Here is a 16,042-nt window from a genome sequence, read left to right on the forward strand (position 1 = left end):
CGCTCTTATGATTGAAAGTTTACCTTAGATCAGGAAAGTATATTCCATGATGCATGAACTTTGGACAAATGAAGAAGGGCTTGATTTGTTTTGCCTTGCCGGTCAGCAAGGCGATTCAACTCGCGGATTGCTCGAACCTGGATCCAGATTGGTTTGGTCCTGCGAGGCTGGCTCCCACTTTGAAGCCATGACGCAGTACTATCATTATCGTGGTTGGGGAGAATATACAACGGATTTTCCGGAGCAGGATAAACAAACATACAGGGAATTGGGGTGGGAATAATATTTGTTGGACAATAATTAGATAAAGTTTCCATATAACAAATAGAGAGAGTTAAATAGAGCTCTAAAAGAGTAATTGAAGTGAGAATTATTTCCCAATGCAACCCAAGTTTCCAAGTATCACATTTCCGCGATCCCCCTCGAATTTTTTAGGTTTCCAATAATTTTAAACCAAACCACTGTTGACTTATCCAGTACAAAAAACAGAGGATAATACCCAAGAAGCAATCAAAGGTAACCGAAGAAAGAATTCGCCCCCGAAAGGTGCGCCAACACCAGACGAGGGCTAACCACAACGTAACTTATAGGGAGTCACATCATGGCTAACGCCGATAGTAACACATTCACGCACGCGGAAATGACGAAGGATCAAACGATTATTGCTATGGACATCGCAGCGTTATTAAAAATGCCGCTGGGCGCAAAGGACGATTTATTTCATGTGCTGCATATTTGCAGCTGTTGGATGGATGAATTAGTCGAAAGACATAGCCACGCTGAATATATTGCGCTGGTGGGGCGTTTGCAGGCGGGGTTTAACGTGCTGAGGGTGGTCTTAACGCATCAACTGCCGCCGCACCTCATTGAGCTGTTAACGGTGGAAGAGGGGCAAGAGGCGGCGCCCTGCACCGTGTCGGAGGCCGATTCGGATGTACTCTGCGAATATTGCTGCGCCGTAACCCAGGTGCTGTTGGGCCAGCAGCTTGGGCAGGCTCAACAGGTGCAGATGACAGATCTTCTCAGCCAACTGTTCAGCCTGCTGGAAGAGAATTTAACCGCGCCGCGCTTCGTGCGCACGAAGAAAGGGCTGGCGTGGATGAGCGGAGAACTGGTGCAGGGTCTGCACTAAATAAACGGCGTCCCGCCTTCGCTGTGACAAAGCACGGCGAAGGCGGGTTGAGCACCGGAGAGTCAGGTAAGTAGCCCGAAAACCCGCCTCAACCTAAGACGAAAACTCATCGTCATCGTCCAAAGCTTTCGCCCGCTGCTTCATAAAAACAACTTCCTGCGGGCTGGACAGGTTCACCTCATTTTTGCGCAGCAGCTTGAGGATATTAAACAGCAGTTCGCTTTTGCTGGAGCCGACCATCCGCGGGCTGGCGACGTAGCCGGTCACGCTCAGGATAATGCCCTCCGGCCCCAACTGGCTGAAGCGCACATACGGCGCAGGCGTCGGCAGGATCACCTCATAATCCTGGTAGGCGCTGAGCAGTAAATCGCGCACCAGCTCCGGGTCAATATTGGTCGGGAAGGTCAGGGCGATGGTGACCACCCCTTGCGCGTTGCCCATCGTGGCGTTGCGCACGTTCTGGGAAATCAGCTGCGAGTTGGGGACGATCATCGTCGAGCGGTCGCTGAGCTGGATCTCCGTGGCGCGCACGTTGATCCGCCGCACGTCGCCCTCGATGCCGCCGATGCCGATCATATCGCCGACCTTGACCGGGCGTTCGGTGAGCAGGATCAGGCCGGAGATAAAGTTCTTCACAATCTCCTGCAGGCCAAAGCCAATCCCCACCGACAGGGCGCTGACAATCCAGGCCAGGTTGTTCCACTGAATGCCCAGGGCGGCCAGGGTGATGAGGATCAGCAGCACGTAGCCGACGTTGGTAAACAGCGTAATCAGCGACGCGCGAATGCCGATATCGGTAATGGTTTTGGGCAGCAGCTCCTGGCTGAGCCAGCGCTGGGTTACACGCAGAATGTACAGGCCAATCACCAGGCAAAGCACGGCGTTCAGCAAGTTGCCGGGCACGATGTGCAGTTGCTTCAGCCCGTCGCCGCTTAAAATCGCCACCAGCTTGCTGATCAACAGGCTTGGCGTGGTGGTGCCGAAGGTGCCGTTAAACAGCGCGATGATGGTCATGAGTATCAGCGCGCATTTGGTGAAGGCGGTAAACACCACCGCCAGCTGTTCAAGGTGCCGATCTTTAAACCGCAGCGACTTTTTCATCGCCTGGCCGGTGGTGGTGTGTGGTGAAAACACAGCGGCGAAAAAGTCGGTGGCGAAGGTCACCAGATAATAAAACGCCACCAGCACCATGCCGAACCAGATGACCTGGTAAGTCAGGTAGCGGGCGAAGGCGATGTAACCCACCAACAGCGAAGCCAGAATCGCCAGCGAGGCGAGCATGACCAGCAGGCAGACCAGGGCGTCGAGCCGGGAGCGCTTCTCGGCAGAGTCGCCGTTTCTTTCCAGCAGACGGTGGGCGTGTTGTACGCGCAGCATCATGGCCAGCAGCACGCTGGCCATAACGGCAGAAATCAGCCCGTTGGCGCGGATCGTGGTGCCGAGGCTGGCACCAATCGTATTATTAATCAGGTCGAGGCAGCCAATGAGCAGGCCGAGAATTGCCAGCAGCGGCGGGAAGTAACGCACGCTTTCGGCCACGCTATCGTCGAGCTGCACCAGCCGCCATGAAGGGCGGTTCAGGGACAGGAACGCGCGGCCTGCGCCATAGATCAATGAGCAGAACACGGCCAGCTGGACGAAGCCGTCGACAAAATCGCTCACCTGGGGAGAGAACTCTGCCACCCGTAAAAAGGCACTTTTTACAATCGAAAGTGCCAGCACAATGGTAAACATGGTCACTAACGTGCTGGCCAGCGTGTTGAAGCTGCGGCGCAGGCGGCCATCCGGCAACCAGGTGATGTTGATCCAGACCAGCAGCCGCTCAATCAGAAAGCAGCCGGAAAACGCAATCGCGGCCGCGGCCACGAACAGCCAGAAGGTGCCCCAGAACCACTCTGGTTCCCAGGCTGCCTGCCAGGTTTCCAGCAGCTGATTGCCAAAGGCATTGAAGCGCTGGATATCCACCGCCTGAGTATCGGCTTCCTGGAGCCAGAAGGTGGCGCTCAACATGCTCCCGCTGTTTGACGCCAGCTGGGATTTAAAATAGGTGCGGCGGAGATCGTTAATCTGGATGCCCAGCGCGCGAATGTTGGTTTGCAGGCTTTGCGAGGTGCTGATGGCCTCATCAATCTGCTTTTTGTCGCTGTTCAGCGCGTTGCGCTGCTGAGACACGCTGGCGGTTTCATTCCCTGCGCCAGACTCCGGGGCCGGCCCCAGCACCTGTAGCTGAGCCTGCACTTTGTCGTGCATCGGCTGCAACAGCGCGGCCAGGCTATCCACCTCCACGCCCAGCTTTTGTGTGGTGTCGAACAGCTTGATCAGCCGGCTGTCAGTGTTGGTCTGCGAAACCTGCTGCTTAATGTTGTCTATCTGCGTTTTGTATTGTTTCAGCTGCCCGGCAATTTCTTTCAGGCTAGGCTCCTGGTCTTCGGTCGGGGCCGCCAGGCTGCTTTGGGCCGTCAGAAACAGGCCGACAAATAACAGGCAGGAGAGGAGGAAAGTATGCAGAGATTTGCTCATGGGATTACGCTCAATGTCCCTATTAACGTTTCCCAAGTATGGGCAGACGGCGATCGGATTGCCATTTTTTATCACCGGCAGGCCAGAGGGGTTACTTATCCTGCTAGTCTGAAAGATCTGCTCGCCAGGTTCTGGTCATACTCTTGTCAGATTCGGCTGTTTTAATCGTCGCAACGGAAAAAAGGGACATAAAATGATGAAAAAACATGTGTTGTTGACGATGCTACTGGCGGCAATGAGTGCTTCAGCCCTGGCTAAATCCACCTTAACGCTTTACACCAGCCAGCCCAATGAAGATGCGCAGACCACTGTCAGCGCCTTTGAAAAAGCTAACCCGGACATCGAAGTGAAATGGATCCGCGACGGCACCAGCAAGCTGACCGCCCGTTTACAGGCGGAAATGGCCGCCGGGGGCGCCGCTCCGGACGTGCTGCTGATTGCCGACAGCGTGACCATGGAATCCCTCAAGCAGCAAAACCTGCTGGCGGCCTACAAATCGCCGGAAGCGGCGCGCTTCGATGCCCAGCTGTATGACAAAGACGGCTATTACTACGGCACCAAACTGATTACCACCGGCATCGCGTACCACAGCAAAGCCCCGGTCAAGCCCACTTCCTGGCTCGATTTACTCAAACCTGAGCTGAAGAACATGACCACGCTGCCAAGCCCGCTTTACTCCGGCGCGGCGCAGATCCACCAGGCCGCGATCATGGGCGCCCCGACGCTGGGCTGGGATTACTACGAAAAACTGAAGGCCAACGGGGCGATGCCACAGAGCGGCAACGGCGCGGTGATGAACGCCATTGCCTCCGGCAGCAAAGCCTACGGCATGCTGGTTGATTACATGGCGATCCGTGAGAAAGCCAAAGGCGCGCCGATTGAGTTTGCCTTCCCGACCGAGGGCGTGAGCATTGTCACCGAGCCGGTGGCAATGATGAAGGGCGCTAAAAATCCCGAAGCGGCGAAAGCATTTATCGACTTTGTGCTCTCCAAAGCGGGGCAGGAGCTGGTGCTGAAACAGGGCTACCTGCCTGCCGATGCCAGCCTGCCGGTTCCGCAGGGCTTCCCGCCGCGCGACAGCATCAAAATCATGCCGTTTGATGCCGCCAAAGCGCTGGCGGACACCGCCGCGAACAAAAAGCGGTTTGCAGACCTGTTCGGTAGCCGCTGATTGATGATCAGCCCGGCATTGTCTCGTCCCGACGACGGCAGCCTGATGAAAGGGCTGCTGCGCCTGCTTATCGTCGTCATTGCACTCTTAAGCCTGCTCCCCAGCCTGCAGCTGCTGATCTCTGCGTTGGTGGACTGGCGGCTCGGCGGACAGAGCAGCCTGGGCCGCGTGCTCAGCAACCCAAACACCTGGGTCGCACTATGGAATAGTGTGTATACCAGCGGCCTGGGGGCGCTGCTTTCCCTCCTGCTGGGCAGCCTGTTTGCCTTTTGCCTCGGCCTGATGAACATCCGGGGCCGTCAGGCCTGGGCGTTTCTCTTTATGCTGCCGATGATGATCCCGCCGCAGGTCACGGCCCTGAGCTGGCTGCAGCTGTTCGGCCCCGGCAGCGTGCTGCTCAACAGCCTCGGCCTGGCGCCGGGGTTTGGCAGCCCCAATCCGCTTTATTCGGCGGAGGGGATCGCCTTCCTGCTCGGCATCCAGCACGCGCCGCTGGTGTTCCTGACCCTGCGCACGCAGCTGCAAAGTTTGCCGCAGGAGCAAATTGAGGCGGCGAGGCTGAACGGCGCTTCTCTCTGGCGAGTTTTCATCGATATTATTCTGCCGCTGTGCCGACCCGCGCTGTGGGCCGGGGCGGCGCTGGCCTTTGTGTCCTCCCTCGGCAACTTCGGCATCCCGGCGATGCTCGGTATCCCCATCTCCTATTTCGTGCTGCCCGTTTACATCTACCAGACGCTCTCCAGCTTTGGCCCGTCGATGCTGAACGAGGTGGCTTCGCTCTCGGTGCTGATGGGCGTGCTGGCCGTCGCCATTGTGACGCTGCAGGGCATCATGCAGCGACGATACGCTTTGCCGCTGATAGGCATGGCCGGGCGGACGGCAAGTATTGCGACAGGGAAAGGGCGGCTGGCGGTGGAGATCCTGCTCGCGCTCGTGCTGGGCGGGATGCTGGTGGCCCCGTTGCTGGCGCTGATCGCCACCTCGCTGGTGCCAACCCTGGGCGTGCCACTCAACGGCGACACGCTGACGTTTGCCGCCTGGACTGGCATTTTTGATGAGCAAAGCGCCACCTGGCGGGCGCTGACTAATAGCTTGCTGCTCTCCGTCAGTGCCGCCGCGCTGTTGATGGCGCTGAGCCTGCCGCTGGCCTGGCTGCTGGTGCGTCGCCCCAGCCGGCCTTTGCGCTGGCTGCACAGCCTGATCGACATTCCCTACACGCTGCCCGGCGTAGTGCTGGCCATCGCCTGCATTCTGTTGTTTGCGCGCCCGCTGCCGCTTCTGAACGTCAGCCTCAGCGGCACGCTGACGATTATCTTCTTCGCCTACCTGACCCGCTTTCTTACCGTCTGCCTGAAGCCGGTTCACACCAGCATGCTGCAGCTGGATCCGGCGATGGAAGAGGCCGCGAGCCTGGCGGGCGCGGATGCGTCCCAACGGTTACGCCATATCGTGCTGCCGCTGCTGGCTCCGGCGGCCTTTGCCGGTGCGCTGCTGGTATTTCTCACGGCGGTGAACGAGCTGACTGTCTCCGCGTTGCTCTGGAGCGCCGGGAAAGAAACCCTCGGCGTGGTGGTTTTTAACCTCGACGAAAGCGGTGACAAGGTGATGGCCTCGGCGATTTCCGTGCTGGTGGTGGGGCTGGTCGCCGTGGTGATGCTGTTGCTCGGCGCGCTGGGCCGTTATTTACCGAAAGGAGTTATTCCATGGCAGAGCTAAGGCTGGACAAGCTCAGCAAATTCTTTGGCGAGCAGGCCGTGGTGAAGGATCTCAGCCTGACGATCCCGTCCGGGGCGTTTACCGCCCTGCTGGGGCCGAGCGGCTGCGGCAAAACCACCACGCTGCGGATTGTGGCCGGGCTGGAGTCGTTGAGCGGCGGTCGCCTGTGGCTGGGTGATAAGCTGCTGGCCGACAGCGGCACTCACGTTCCGCCGGAACAGCGTGACATGGGCATGGTGTTTCAGTCCTACGCCCTGTGGCCGCACATGACCGTCGGCGAAAACGTCGGCTACCCGCTGAAGCTGCGGCAGGTTAACGGCGCGGCGCGGCAGAAACGGGTGATGGAGGCGCTGGAGATCGTGGAGCTTGGGGCCTATTTCGGGCGCTCGCCCCAGGAGCTCAGCGGCGGGCAGCGGCAGCGGGTGGCGCTGGCACGTTGCCTGGTCTCGGAGCCGCGCGTGGTTCTGCTTGATGAGCCGCTGGCGAACCTCGACCGCCATCTTCGCGCCACCATGGAACAGACTTTCCGCGAGTTTCACCGCCGCACTGGGGCGACGTTTGTCTACGTCACGCACGACCAGGCAGAGGCGATGGCGCTCGCCAGCCATATCGCGGTGATGCACCAGGGCGAGCTGATGCAGTGGGGCACGCCGCAGCAGCTTTATCAGCAGCCGCAGAATAGCTGGGTAGCCGGGTTTATCGGCCAGGGCAGTGTGCTGTCCCTCGCCGTATCGCCAGGCATACAAAGTCTGGATCTCGCGGCATTGCATGGCGGCCTGGATCAACCGGGGCGCGATAAAACCGTGCCGGTGCTGGTTCGCCCGGAGCATGTACAGATTGCAGGCAGCGGGCCAGTGGCCAGCGTTGAAAGCTGTATTTATCAGGGGGAACGCTATCTGCTGGAGCTGCGTTTGCAGGACGGACAGGCGCTGAGCGCGTTTCATTCTGCGCCGCTGGCGGTGCGGCAAAGCGTGAATGTGCAGCTGTTACAGGGCTGGCGGCTGGATGCGGCGTGAGTGAGTCACACTGTTGGCAGGAATATCCCGCCTTCGCCGCGATAAAACGGCGAAGGCGGGGCAGGGATTTAGTCTTCGAAGAACCAGTAGCCGCTGTTCACCAGCGCGGCTAAGGTGGCGAGGAAGGAAGGATCTTCCAGCGCATCACCAAACTTCTCCGCGTCCAGCTTGATGTGGCTGGCCAGCGCTTCCACCGCCGGGCGGTGCGGGCTGTCGAGCTTCTCGCCGTTCACATACACCTCTCCGGCCACGCGCAGCACGCGCAGGCCGCCCAGGCGCACCAGCTTGTCGCCCTGCTGCAGCGCGTCGTAGATCTCATCCGGCTGATAAGGTGGCTCCGGCGGCGCAACGTCCAGCTCGTGGCGGGACTGGGTAATAAACTCGCCAAACCAGCTGTGGAAGGTCTCCGGCTGGTTAACGATGTCCAGCATCATCTCGCGCAGCTTGTCGATTTCCTGCGGCAGAATATCCGCCGGGTGCTGGCGCTCGGGCACGTCCGGATCGGTATAGCGTAACCCGCCCAGCTCGCGCTGCAGCACGTAGTCGGCAAAGCCGCTGATCAGCTCGCGGCCGCTTGGGGCGCGGAAGCCGACGGAATAGTTCAGCGCGTTTTCCAGCGAGTAGCCTTCGTGCGGGAAGCCTGGCGGAATATACAGAATGTCGCCCGGCTCCATCTCTTCGTCGATGATGGCGTCGAACGGCTCAACCTGGAGCAGGTCCGGGTGCGGGCAGTGCTGTTTCATGGCGACTTTTTCGCCCACGCGCCAGCGGCGGCGGCCCACGCCCTGAATAATAAACACGTCGTACTGGTCCAGGTGCGGGCCTACGCCGCCACCTGGCACAGAGAAGGAGATCATCAGGTCGTCAATGCGCCAGTCGGGCAGGGCGCGGAAGGGGCGCATCAGGGCGCTGGAAGGTTCATGCCAGTTGTTCACGGCCTGCACCAGCAGCGACCAGTTGTTTTCGCCGAGGTGATCGTAGCTCTGGAACGGGCCGTGGCTGACCTGCCATTTGCCGCCCTGGTGGCTCACGAGGCGGCTGTCCACCTCGCTTTCCATGGCAAGTCCAGCCAGCTCATCCGGTGAAATAGGGTCGATGAAGTTTTTAAAGCCGCGCTTCAGCACCACAGGGCGTTTTTGCCAGTAGCGTGCAATAAAGTCGGGCCAGTTTAAATCCAGGTGATAATCCATATTATTGTCTTCCTGCAGATGGAGGAGCCTGACACGGATTATAACGGATGGCGAGCCGGGTTACGGGACTATTTCACCCTTCATTCTGTTCCGGCTGCTGGCGGGCAAAAATCACCTCCATGCGCGCGCCACCCAGAATACTGGCACTGGTTTGGATCTCGCCGTTGTACTGCTCGACAATTTCGCGGGCAACCGACAACCCGACGCCCTGGCCCGGGCGCAGCGTATCGGCTCGCTGGCCACGATCGAAGACCATCGCTCGTTTGCTCTCCGGAATACCGGGGCCATCGTCTTCCACAATCAGGTGCAGCGCGTCGTCGGTCTGACGGGCGGTCACTTCCACAAACTCGAGGCAGTATTTACAGGCGTTATCCAGCAGGTTGCCCATTACTTCCATGAAGTCATTTTGCTCGCCGATAAAGGTGATTTCCGGCGAAACGTCCAGCGTGATGTTCACCCCTTTGCGCTGGTAAACCTTGTTCAGCGCTGAACAGAGGTTGTCCAGCAGCGGTGCAACGGAATGCAGCTCACGGCTGAGCAGGGCGCTGTTGCCGCGCATGCTGGCGCGATGCAGGTAGTAGCCAATCTGCTGCGAGATGCGGCTGATCTGCTCCAGCATCACCGGTTCGGCCTGCTCGACGTTCATCTTGTCGGTGCGCAGCGACCGCAGGGTCGACTGCAGCACGGCGAGCGGGGTTTTCAGGCTGTGGGTTAAGTCCGTCAGCGTGGTGCGGTATTTGTCGTGCCGATCGCGCTCGGTGCGCAGCAACTGGTTAAGGTTACGCACCAGGCTTGTCAGCTCTCGGGTTGTTTCCGGGTTCAGGCTGTCGCGGTCGTGTTTTTCCAGCTCGCGCACTTCCTGCGCCAGTTCCTGAATCGGGCGCAGGCTCCACCAGGCGGCCAGCCACAACAGCGGTACCACCAGCAGCAGGTTGGCCAGCAGGACGTAAATAAACCAGCTCCACACCATGTACGAGCGCTTCAGCTCGATAGGAATGGTGTCCACCACGACCACGGTCAGCGCCGGCATGCGCGCCGTCGCCGGGTAGAGGTTGACCGCCACCGAGTGGGTCATCTCGTAGCCGTCGTCGCTCTCGTCATCGTGCATGTCTTTCAACTGGGCGAGGCGGTCTTTGTCGTTGTCCAGCAGGGCGCTACTCGTCGCGTAGTCGGCCTCCAGCTCGTGGAAGCCGTTGCCGGTCAGCCACTCTTTCTGGATCTGCTGCACTACATCCGGGACGTTGCGCTGCATCCACAGCAGTTTGCCGTGCTCGTCGTAAATCAGCGCCATGGTTGGGCTTTGGATGCTGATGTTGTCGGGCAAGTCCACCTGCAGCTTGCCGTCCTTCCAGCTGGAGAGCGTATAGAACAGGTTACTTTCCCCGCGCAGCAGGCGGAAGGTGGTTTTATCGAAGCTGACGCTGTAGCCAACCAGCGCCACCAGGCCGTAAGCCAGGGAAAGCACCATCACAACCGCGGCGGTAGCCAGTAAGAAACGAACCCGCAGCGAAAGCGGCAGGATATGGCGAAAAATATTCAGCATTTAGTGGAGATCGAACCTGTAGCCCTGCCCGCGCACGGTGGTGATCACTTCCTGCGGGTATTCAGCCTGAATTTTTTTACGTAAACGGCCCATCAGCACGTCAATAGTGTGGCTTTCGCGCAGCTCGGCGTCCGGGTAGAGCTGCAGCATCAGCGAATCTTTGCTCACCACCTTCCCGGCGTTGCGGATGATGGTTTCCATGATGGTGTATTCAAACGCGGTGAGCTTGATCAGGTTGTCGTTGATCGACAGCTCACGGCGGGACAAATCGACCTGGAACGGCGGCAGGGAAATTACCTGCGAAGCCAGGCCGCTGTTACGGCGCATCAGCGCCTGCATACGGGCGACCACTTCTTCCAGATGGAAAGGTTTGGTGACGTAGTCATCGGCCCCGGCGCCCAGAACTTCAACTTTGTCCTGCCAGCCTTCACGGGCGGTTAATACCATGATGGGAATGGTCACATCGTGGCTGCGCCAGCGGCGGATCAGGCTCATGCCGTCTTCGTCCGGCAGGCCTAAGTCAACAATTGCGATGTCCGGGGTATGTTCATTCAGGAAATAGTCTGCCTCTTTGGCATCCTCGGCCGCATCCACCTGGTGGCCTGCTTCACGCAGCTGTACCTTAAGGTGATGACGCAGCAGGGCATTATCTTCCACGACCAGTACGCGCATTGTATTTCCTCAATCCATTCATAGTATTGATAGTTTAGCGCTAATTATTAATGACAGGAAATAAACCTCGTATAAACAATGCCCTTATGGAGATTAACGCTGAGTCAACAACCCTGTTCGACTGGGGACCCTCACCCTAACCCTCTCCCAGAGGGAGAGGGGATAAAAAATATACCTTGTCACTTGTTTCCTCCCTCGCCCCTTTGGGGAGAGGGGATGACAAAGGTGCTTTGTCACTTGTTTGCCCTTTGCCTCTTTGGAGAGGGGGAGATGACGAAGGTACTTTGTCACTTGTTTTCCCCCTCGCCCCTCTGGGGAGAGGGCCGGGGTGAGGGGCAAACAGCAAGCAAAAAAAAGCCCTCCGAAGAGGGCCTTTTTCATTACTTCAGCTCGTCAACCATGGTAATGGCGCGGCCAATATAGTTGGCAGGCGTCATGGCTTTCAGGCGGTTTTTTTCTTCTTCCGGCAGCTCGAGGCTGTCGATGAACTGCTTCATGCCTTCGGCATCTACGCGCTTGCCGCGGGTCAGCTCTTTCAGCTTCTCATACGGCTTTTCGATGCCGTAGCGGCGCATCACGGTCTGAATCGGCTCGGCCAGCACTTCCCAGTTGTGATCCAGCTCGTCCAGCAGGCGGTCGCGGTTCACTTCCAGCTTGCTCACGCCCTTCAGCGTGGACTGATAGGCGATCAGCGCATAGCCGATACCCACGCCCAGGTTACGCAGCACGGTGGAGTCGGTCAGGTCACGCTGCCAGCGGGAAACAGGCAGTTTGCTTGCCAGGTGCTGCAGCACGGCGTTGGACAGGCCGAGGTTGCCTTCGGAGTTTTCGAAGTCAATCGGGTTCACCTTGTGCGGCATGGTGGAGGAGCCAATTTCACCGGCAATAGTCTTCTGCTTGAAGTGGTTCAGGGCGATGTAGCCCCACACGTCGCGGTCGAAGTCGATCAGGATGGTGTTGAAGCGCGCGATGCAGTCAAACAGTTCGGCGATGTAGTCGTGTGGTTCGATCTGGGTGGTGTACGGGTTCCACTGAATGCCCAGAGACGTCACGAACTCTTCGCTGAACTGGTGCCAGTCCACTTCCGGGTAAGCGGCGATGTGGGCGTTGTAGTTGCCGACCGCGCCGTTGATTTTACCGAGGATTTCAACGTTGCCAAGCTGACGGAACTGGCGCTCCATGCGGTAAGCGACGTTTGCCATCTCTTTCCCCATGGTGGACGGGGTTGCCGGCTGGCCGTGGGTACGGGACAGCAGCGGGATATCACGGTACTGCACCGCCAGGTCTTTCACCGCGTCGATGATTTTACGCCAGTACGGCAGCACCACGTCTTTACGCGCGGTGTCGAGCATCAGCGCGTGGGACAGGTTGTTGATGTCTTCGGAAGTACAGGCGAAGTGAATAAATTCGGACACCGCGTGCAGGGCAGGGATCGCTTCCACTTTCTCCTTCAGGAAGTATTCCACTGCTTTCACGTCGTGGTTGGTGGTGCGCTCGATGGTTTTGATGCGCGCGGCGTCAGCCTCGCTAAACTCGGCGACGATTTTATCAAGGTAACCGTTTGCGTCCGCATCAAAAGCAGGAACTTCCTTGATCGCTGCGTGCGCGGCCAGCTTTTGCAGCCAACGTACTTCGACCTGTACGCGGAATTTCAGCAGACCGAATTCGCTGAAAATAGCGCGCAGAGCGCTGACTTTGTCGCCGTAGCGCCCGTCAACGGGGGAAACGGCGGTCAGTGAGGATAATTCCATAACAACTCCTGAGAGGTTAACAATGAGCAAGAATTTGTTTGGCCTGATCGGTCAGGCGACGACGAGAAAACATTAACTGCAGGCGGCCACCGCCAACCTGATGCCACAGCACGGCGGCACGGATCCCGGCCAGCAATGCGGCGCGTACTTTACTTTGCACCTGCGGGCTTTGCAGCACGGCAGGGGAACCGGTGACCTGAATACGCGGGCCAAGCGGGCTGATGACATCCACGTAAATCCCGGCCATGGCGCTCAGTAGCGTATCGGACTCGAGATCGAAGTGCTCCAGCTGGCGCTGCAGGCCGTTAATTTTGCTGCCGAGCGTGTCCATCGCGCCTTTGGCGGCGTGGAGTTTACGCTCCAGCACCATCAGGCTGAGCGTATAGCGCGTCAGCTCGGCGTTCATCCCCTGGCGGCTGCTGGCGTTCAGCACGCCAAGCAGAGTTTCAAGCCCGAGCTTAAGGTTAGCTTCGCTGCCACCAAAAACATCCAGGGTTGAGCCTGGGTTCTGGTCAATCACGCTGTTGAGCGAGACGTGGAGCGCGTCGCTGTCGCAATGACCCTGATGTGCCAACTGCTGAACCAGACGGGCTGACTGGCAAATGCCGGCCAGCGCGAGAGTAATGTCGTAGTAGTTTTTAGCCACCAGGCTGCGTCCTTGTGTGTAATTAACTGACGAGCGGCAAACGCTGCTCGATAATGCCGCCGCCGAGGCACACTTCGCCAAGGTAGAACACCGCGGACTGCCCAGGGGTGACGGCGGCCACCGGCTCTTCAAAACGCACTTCTATGCGCTCGTCGTCCAGCGGCGTGATCGTGCAGGGGATATCCGTCTGGCGGTAGCGGGTTTTCACCGTGCAGTTCAGCGGCGCGGTTAGCGGCTCGCGATCCACCCAGTGAAGCTGCTGGGCAACCAGCCCGACCGACATCAGACGCGGGTGATCGTGACCCTGCGCGACGATAAGAATATTGTTGGCGACGTCTTTATCGACCACGTACCACGGATCTTCAGATCCTTCTTTGGTGCCGCCGATGCCGAGGCCTTTACGCTGACCGAGGGTGTGATACATCAGCCCCTGGTGCTCGCCGACGGTTTCGCCGTCTACGGTAATAATTTTACCCGGCTGGGCTGGCAGGTAGCGGCCCAGGAAGTCGCGGAACTTGCGTTCGCCGATAAAACAGATGCCGGTGGAGTCTTTTTTCTTCGCGGTGACCAGATCCAGCTCTTCCGCAATGCGCCGCACTTCCGGTTTTTCCAGCTCGCCGACCGGGAACAGGCTTTGGGCAATTTGTTCGTGGCTCAGCGTATAGAGGAAGTAGCTCTGGTCTTTGTTACCGTCCAGGCCACGCAAAAGCTGGCTTTTGCCGTTCACGTCAGCGCGGCGCACGTAGTGGCCGGTAGCAATGAAATCGGCACCTAAATCTTCGGCGGCAAATTCCAGGAAGGCTTTAAATTTGATCTCTTTGTTGCAGAGGATATCCGGGTTTGGTGTGCGCCCGGCTTTGTACTCTTCGAGGAACAGTTCGAACACATTGTCCCAGTACTCTGCGGCAAAGTTAACGGTGTGCAGTTCAATGCCCAGCTTGTCGCAAACGGCCTGCGCATCGGCTAGATCTTCCGCTGCGGTGCAGTACTCCTCGCCATCGTCTTCTTCCCAGTTCTTCATGAACAGGCCTTCCACCTTATAGCCCTGCTGTATCAGCAGGTAAGCGGAAACGGAGGAATCGACGCCGCCGGACATCCCGACGATCACTTTTTTCTGGCTGTTATCAGACATGGAGAGACTCACGACATTGAACTTCAAAGCGGCGTATTCTATCACGCAGGCCGCTACTTGACACCCTCTGTAAACGGCCAGTTAAAAGCCCCCAGCACCGACAGGGGATAACGCGGTTCCTGCTGGTAACAGCGAATGCTTTCGGCGACCAGCGGCGAGCGCAGATTTGCCGCATTGATAATGGCTTCTGCATCGAGCCACAGGCAGCGGTCAATGTCGCTGTCGTGCGGCGTGGTGGGCAGTTGCTTATCCAGATCGATAGCAAACAGGAAGCGCAGGAAAGGTGTGTTATCCGGGGCGATCCACTGGTGCATGCGGATAAAGCTTTGCGGCTCGGCGGTAATCCCCGTTTCTTCCCACAGCTCGCGCTTTGCGGCTTCAAGCAGCGTTTCGTCGGCTTCGAGATGCCCGGCAGGCTGGTTCCATAGCGCTTTGCCGCCAATGGTTTCTTCGACAACTAAAAACTGACCTTCGGCCTGGACAACGCAGGCCACGGTGACGTGCGGCTTAAACATCGCTTCTCCTGGGTTAAAGCGGTTTGTCGATTTTGGCGTAAATGGCATCCAGCGCGCTGATGCGTTTGTTGTACTGCGTGGTCAGGCAGGTGACGTTAGACCCGCAGCTCTGGCGCTCTTTGAGCCAGGCCTGCTGCTGATCCTGCATGGCGCCCTGGCCACCCATGGCAAACAGCCCTTTTAAGAACTGATATTTGGTGGCCATTTCGACGTCTTTATCATTCAGCGCCCGGTGGGCACAAATCGCTTTTTCATCTGGCGCATTGGCTTTGGCGCAGTCAAAACTTGCCGCGCCCGCGGTGGTGGAGCCGATAAGTAAGCTCAGCAACAGTATCTTTTTCATTTCAGTTGCTCCTGGGGGACTTCGCGCCACTCGCCGTTGGCCAGGCCTTCCAGCGTGTAATCGCCCATGGCGTAGCGGATAAGGCGCAGGGTAGGGTAGCCCACGTGCGCCGTCATGCGGCGAACCTGGCGGTTACGGCCTTCATAAAGCGTGATCTTCAGCCAACTGGTGGGAATCGCCTTACGTTCACGAATCGGCGGGTTACGCGGCCACAACCATTCTGGCTCGGCAACCAGCTCTGCGCCTGCAGGCAATGTGGGGCCGTCATTCAGCTCGACGCCGTTGCGCAGGGCGCTCAGCGCTTCCTCCGTTGGCTCGCCTTCAACCTGCACGTAATAGATTTTGCCGGTGCGTTTGCCCGGCTGAGTCAGTTTGGCCTGCAGCGCCCCGTCGTTGGTGAGCACCAGCAGCCCTTCGCTGTCGCGGTCGAGACGCCCCGCGGCATAGATGCCTTGTAAAGGAATGTAATCCTTTAGCGTGCTGCGCCCGGCTTCGTCGGTGAACTGCGGCAGCACATCGTAGGGCTTATTGAAGATAACCAGCTTCTTTGGTCCGTCTGGCTTCTTGCGCCTGGCGGCTTGTGGGTTGCTGAATCGTTTAACTTGGTGATTCCTAAAAGAAGTTTTGTTCATAGTGTTTTCAGCGCGGGTGGATTGACGCATTATAACGGAAAACATGAGTGATTGGCGCGAGCC

The 16,042-nt window shown here is 58.3% G+C and carries 15 protein-coding genes; 5 read left to right on the top strand and 10 right to left on the bottom strand.

The window, feature by feature from the left end:
* The first annotated feature begins 46 nt into the window (after positions 1-46).
* On the top strand, positions 47-283 hold the full coding sequence (locus LH23_RS13695) for a hypothetical protein (RefSeq protein WP_039292038.1): 237 nt from the start codon (positions 47-49) through the stop codon (positions 281-283).
* A gap of 318 nt (positions 284-601) precedes the next feature.
* Positions 602-1,132, top strand: a complete 531-nt coding sequence (locus LH23_RS13700; protein WP_039292040.1) for a hypothetical protein — start codon at positions 602-604, stop codon at positions 1,130-1,132.
* 93 nt (positions 1,133-1,225) lie between these two features.
* Here the strand turns inward: LH23_RS13700 and LH23_RS13705 are convergent, their stop codons facing one another.
* Positions 1,226-3,652 (bottom strand): DUF3772 domain-containing protein, encoded by a 2,427-nt coding sequence (locus LH23_RS13705; protein ID WP_039292043.1) that lies wholly within the window; start codon positions 3,650-3,652, stop codon positions 1,226-1,228.
* A 193-nt stretch (positions 3,653-3,845) separates the two neighbouring features.
* Here LH23_RS13705 and LH23_RS13715 point away from each other — a divergent pair, with 193 nt between their 5' ends.
* Genes LH23_RS13715 through LH23_RS13725 form a run of 3 tightly spaced genes read left to right on the top strand, consistent with a single transcriptional unit; the run spans position 3,846 to position 7,555 of the window.
* Positions 3,846-4,823 (top strand): ABC transporter substrate-binding protein, encoded by a 978-nt coding sequence (locus LH23_RS13715; RefSeq protein ID WP_039292050.1) that lies wholly within the window; start codon positions 3,846-3,848, stop codon positions 4,821-4,823.
* A gap of 3 nt (positions 4,824-4,826) precedes the next feature.
* Complete coding sequence (locus LH23_RS13720) at positions 4,827-6,539, top strand: ABC transporter permease (protein ID WP_039292053.1); 1,713 nt, start codon at positions 4,827-4,829, stop codon at positions 6,537-6,539.
* Positions 6,527-7,555 (top strand): ABC transporter ATP-binding protein, encoded by a 1,029-nt coding sequence (locus LH23_RS13725; RefSeq protein ID WP_039292055.1) that lies wholly within the window; start codon positions 6,527-6,529, stop codon positions 7,553-7,555. The genes LH23_RS13720 and LH23_RS13725 overlap by 13 nt, the downstream gene beginning before the upstream one ends.
* A 68-nt stretch (positions 7,556-7,623) precedes the next feature.
* Here LH23_RS13725 and LH23_RS13730 read toward each other — a convergent pair whose 3' ends face one another.
* The 9 genes from LH23_RS13730 to rluE form a co-directional block, all read right to left on the bottom strand.
* Positions 7,624-8,745, bottom strand: coding sequence for a cupin domain-containing protein (locus LH23_RS13730; RefSeq protein WP_008453370.1), 1,122 nt, complete (start codon positions 8,743-8,745; stop codon positions 7,624-7,626).
* 73 nt (positions 8,746-8,818) lie between these two features.
* Positions 8,819-10,288, bottom strand: a complete 1,470-nt coding sequence (phoQ, locus tag LH23_RS13735; RefSeq protein WP_039292058.1) for a two-component system sensor histidine kinase PhoQ — start codon at positions 10,286-10,288, stop codon at positions 8,819-8,821.
* Positions 10,289-10,960, bottom strand: coding sequence for a two-component system response regulator PhoP (phoP, locus tag LH23_RS13740; RefSeq protein WP_008453365.1), 672 nt, complete (start codon positions 10,958-10,960; stop codon positions 10,289-10,291).
* A 380-nt stretch (positions 10,961-11,340) separates the two neighbouring features.
* Complete coding sequence (gene purB, locus LH23_RS13745; protein ID WP_039292060.1) at positions 11,341-12,711, bottom strand: adenylosuccinate lyase; 1,371 nt, start codon at positions 12,709-12,711, stop codon at positions 11,341-11,343.
* A gap of 16 nt (positions 12,712-12,727) precedes the next feature.
* Complete coding sequence (gene hflD, locus LH23_RS13750; protein ID WP_039292063.1) at positions 12,728-13,357, bottom strand: high frequency lysogenization protein HflD; 630 nt, start codon at positions 13,355-13,357, stop codon at positions 12,728-12,730.
* A gap of 22 nt (positions 13,358-13,379) precedes the next feature.
* Entirely contained in the window at positions 13,380-14,489 is a 1,110-nt protein-coding gene (mnmA, locus tag LH23_RS13755) for a tRNA 2-thiouridine(34) synthase MnmA (protein WP_039292065.1), read from the bottom strand.
* A gap of 53 nt (positions 14,490-14,542) precedes the next feature.
* Positions 14,543-15,004, bottom strand: a complete 462-nt coding sequence (locus tag LH23_RS13760; RefSeq protein WP_039292068.1) for an NUDIX hydrolase — start codon at positions 15,002-15,004, stop codon at positions 14,543-14,545.
* Between the two features lie 13 nt (positions 15,005-15,017).
* Positions 15,018-15,347: a lysozyme inhibitor LprI family protein gene (locus tag LH23_RS13765; RefSeq protein WP_039292070.1), complete on the bottom strand. Its 330-nt coding sequence runs from the start codon at positions 15,345-15,347 to the stop codon at positions 15,018-15,020.
* Entirely contained in the window at positions 15,344-16,009 is a 666-nt protein-coding gene (gene rluE / locus LH23_RS13770) for a 23S rRNA pseudouridine(2457) synthase RluE (RefSeq protein ID WP_071842777.1), read from the bottom strand. The genes LH23_RS13765 and rluE overlap by 4 nt, the downstream gene beginning before the upstream one ends.
* Positions 16,010-16,042: the final 33 nt, after the last annotated feature.

Origin of the sequence: Cedecea neteri, from assembly GCF_000758305.1 — a bacterium.
GTDB lineage: Bacteria > Pseudomonadota > Gammaproteobacteria > Enterobacterales > Enterobacteriaceae > Cedecea > Cedecea neteri_C.

Bases quoted from the DNA above. Each gene is read 5' to 3' on its own strand.
- LH23_RS13695 (WP_039292038.1), top strand. From the start codon at position 47: ATGATGCATGAACTTTGGACAAATGAAGAAGGGCTTGATTTGTTTTGC.
- LH23_RS13700 (WP_039292040.1), top strand. From the start codon at position 602: ATGGCTAACGCCGATAGTAACACATTCACGCACGCGGAAATGACGAAG.
- LH23_RS13705 (WP_039292043.1), bottom strand. From the start codon at position 3,652: ATGAGCAAATCTCTGCATACTTTCCTCCTCTCCTGCCTGTTATTTGTC.
- LH23_RS13715 (WP_039292050.1), top strand. From the start codon at position 3,846: ATGATGAAAAAACATGTGTTGTTGACGATGCTACTGGCGGCAATGAGT.
- LH23_RS13720 (WP_039292053.1), top strand. From the start codon at position 4,827: ATGATCAGCCCGGCATTGTCTCGTCCCGACGACGGCAGCCTGATGAAA.
- LH23_RS13725 (WP_039292055.1), top strand. From the start codon at position 6,527: ATGGCAGAGCTAAGGCTGGACAAGCTCAGCAAATTCTTTGGCGAGCAG.
- LH23_RS13730 (WP_008453370.1), bottom strand. From the start codon at position 8,745: ATGGATTATCACCTGGATTTAAACTGGCCCGACTTTATTGCACGCTAC.
- phoQ (WP_039292058.1), bottom strand. From the start codon at position 10,288: ATGCTGAATATTTTTCGCCATATCCTGCCGCTTTCGCTGCGGGTTCGT.
- phoP (WP_008453365.1), bottom strand. From the start codon at position 10,960: ATGCGCGTACTGGTCGTGGAAGATAATGCCCTGCTGCGTCATCACCTT.
- purB (WP_039292060.1), bottom strand. From the start codon at position 12,711: ATGGAATTATCCTCACTGACCGCCGTTTCCCCCGTTGACGGGCGCTAC.
- mnmA (WP_039292065.1), bottom strand. From the start codon at position 14,489: ATGTCTGATAACAGCCAGAAAAAAGTGATCGTCGGGATGTCCGGCGGC.
- LH23_RS13760 (WP_039292068.1), bottom strand. From the start codon at position 15,004: ATGTTTAAGCCGCACGTCACCGTGGCCTGCGTTGTCCAGGCCGAAGGT.
- LH23_RS13765 (WP_039292070.1), bottom strand. From the start codon at position 15,347: ATGAAAAAGATACTGTTGCTGAGCTTACTTATCGGCTCCACCACCGCG.
- rluE (WP_071842777.1), bottom strand. From the start codon at position 16,009: ATGCGTCAATCCACCCGCGCTGAAAACACTATGAACAAAACTTCTTTT.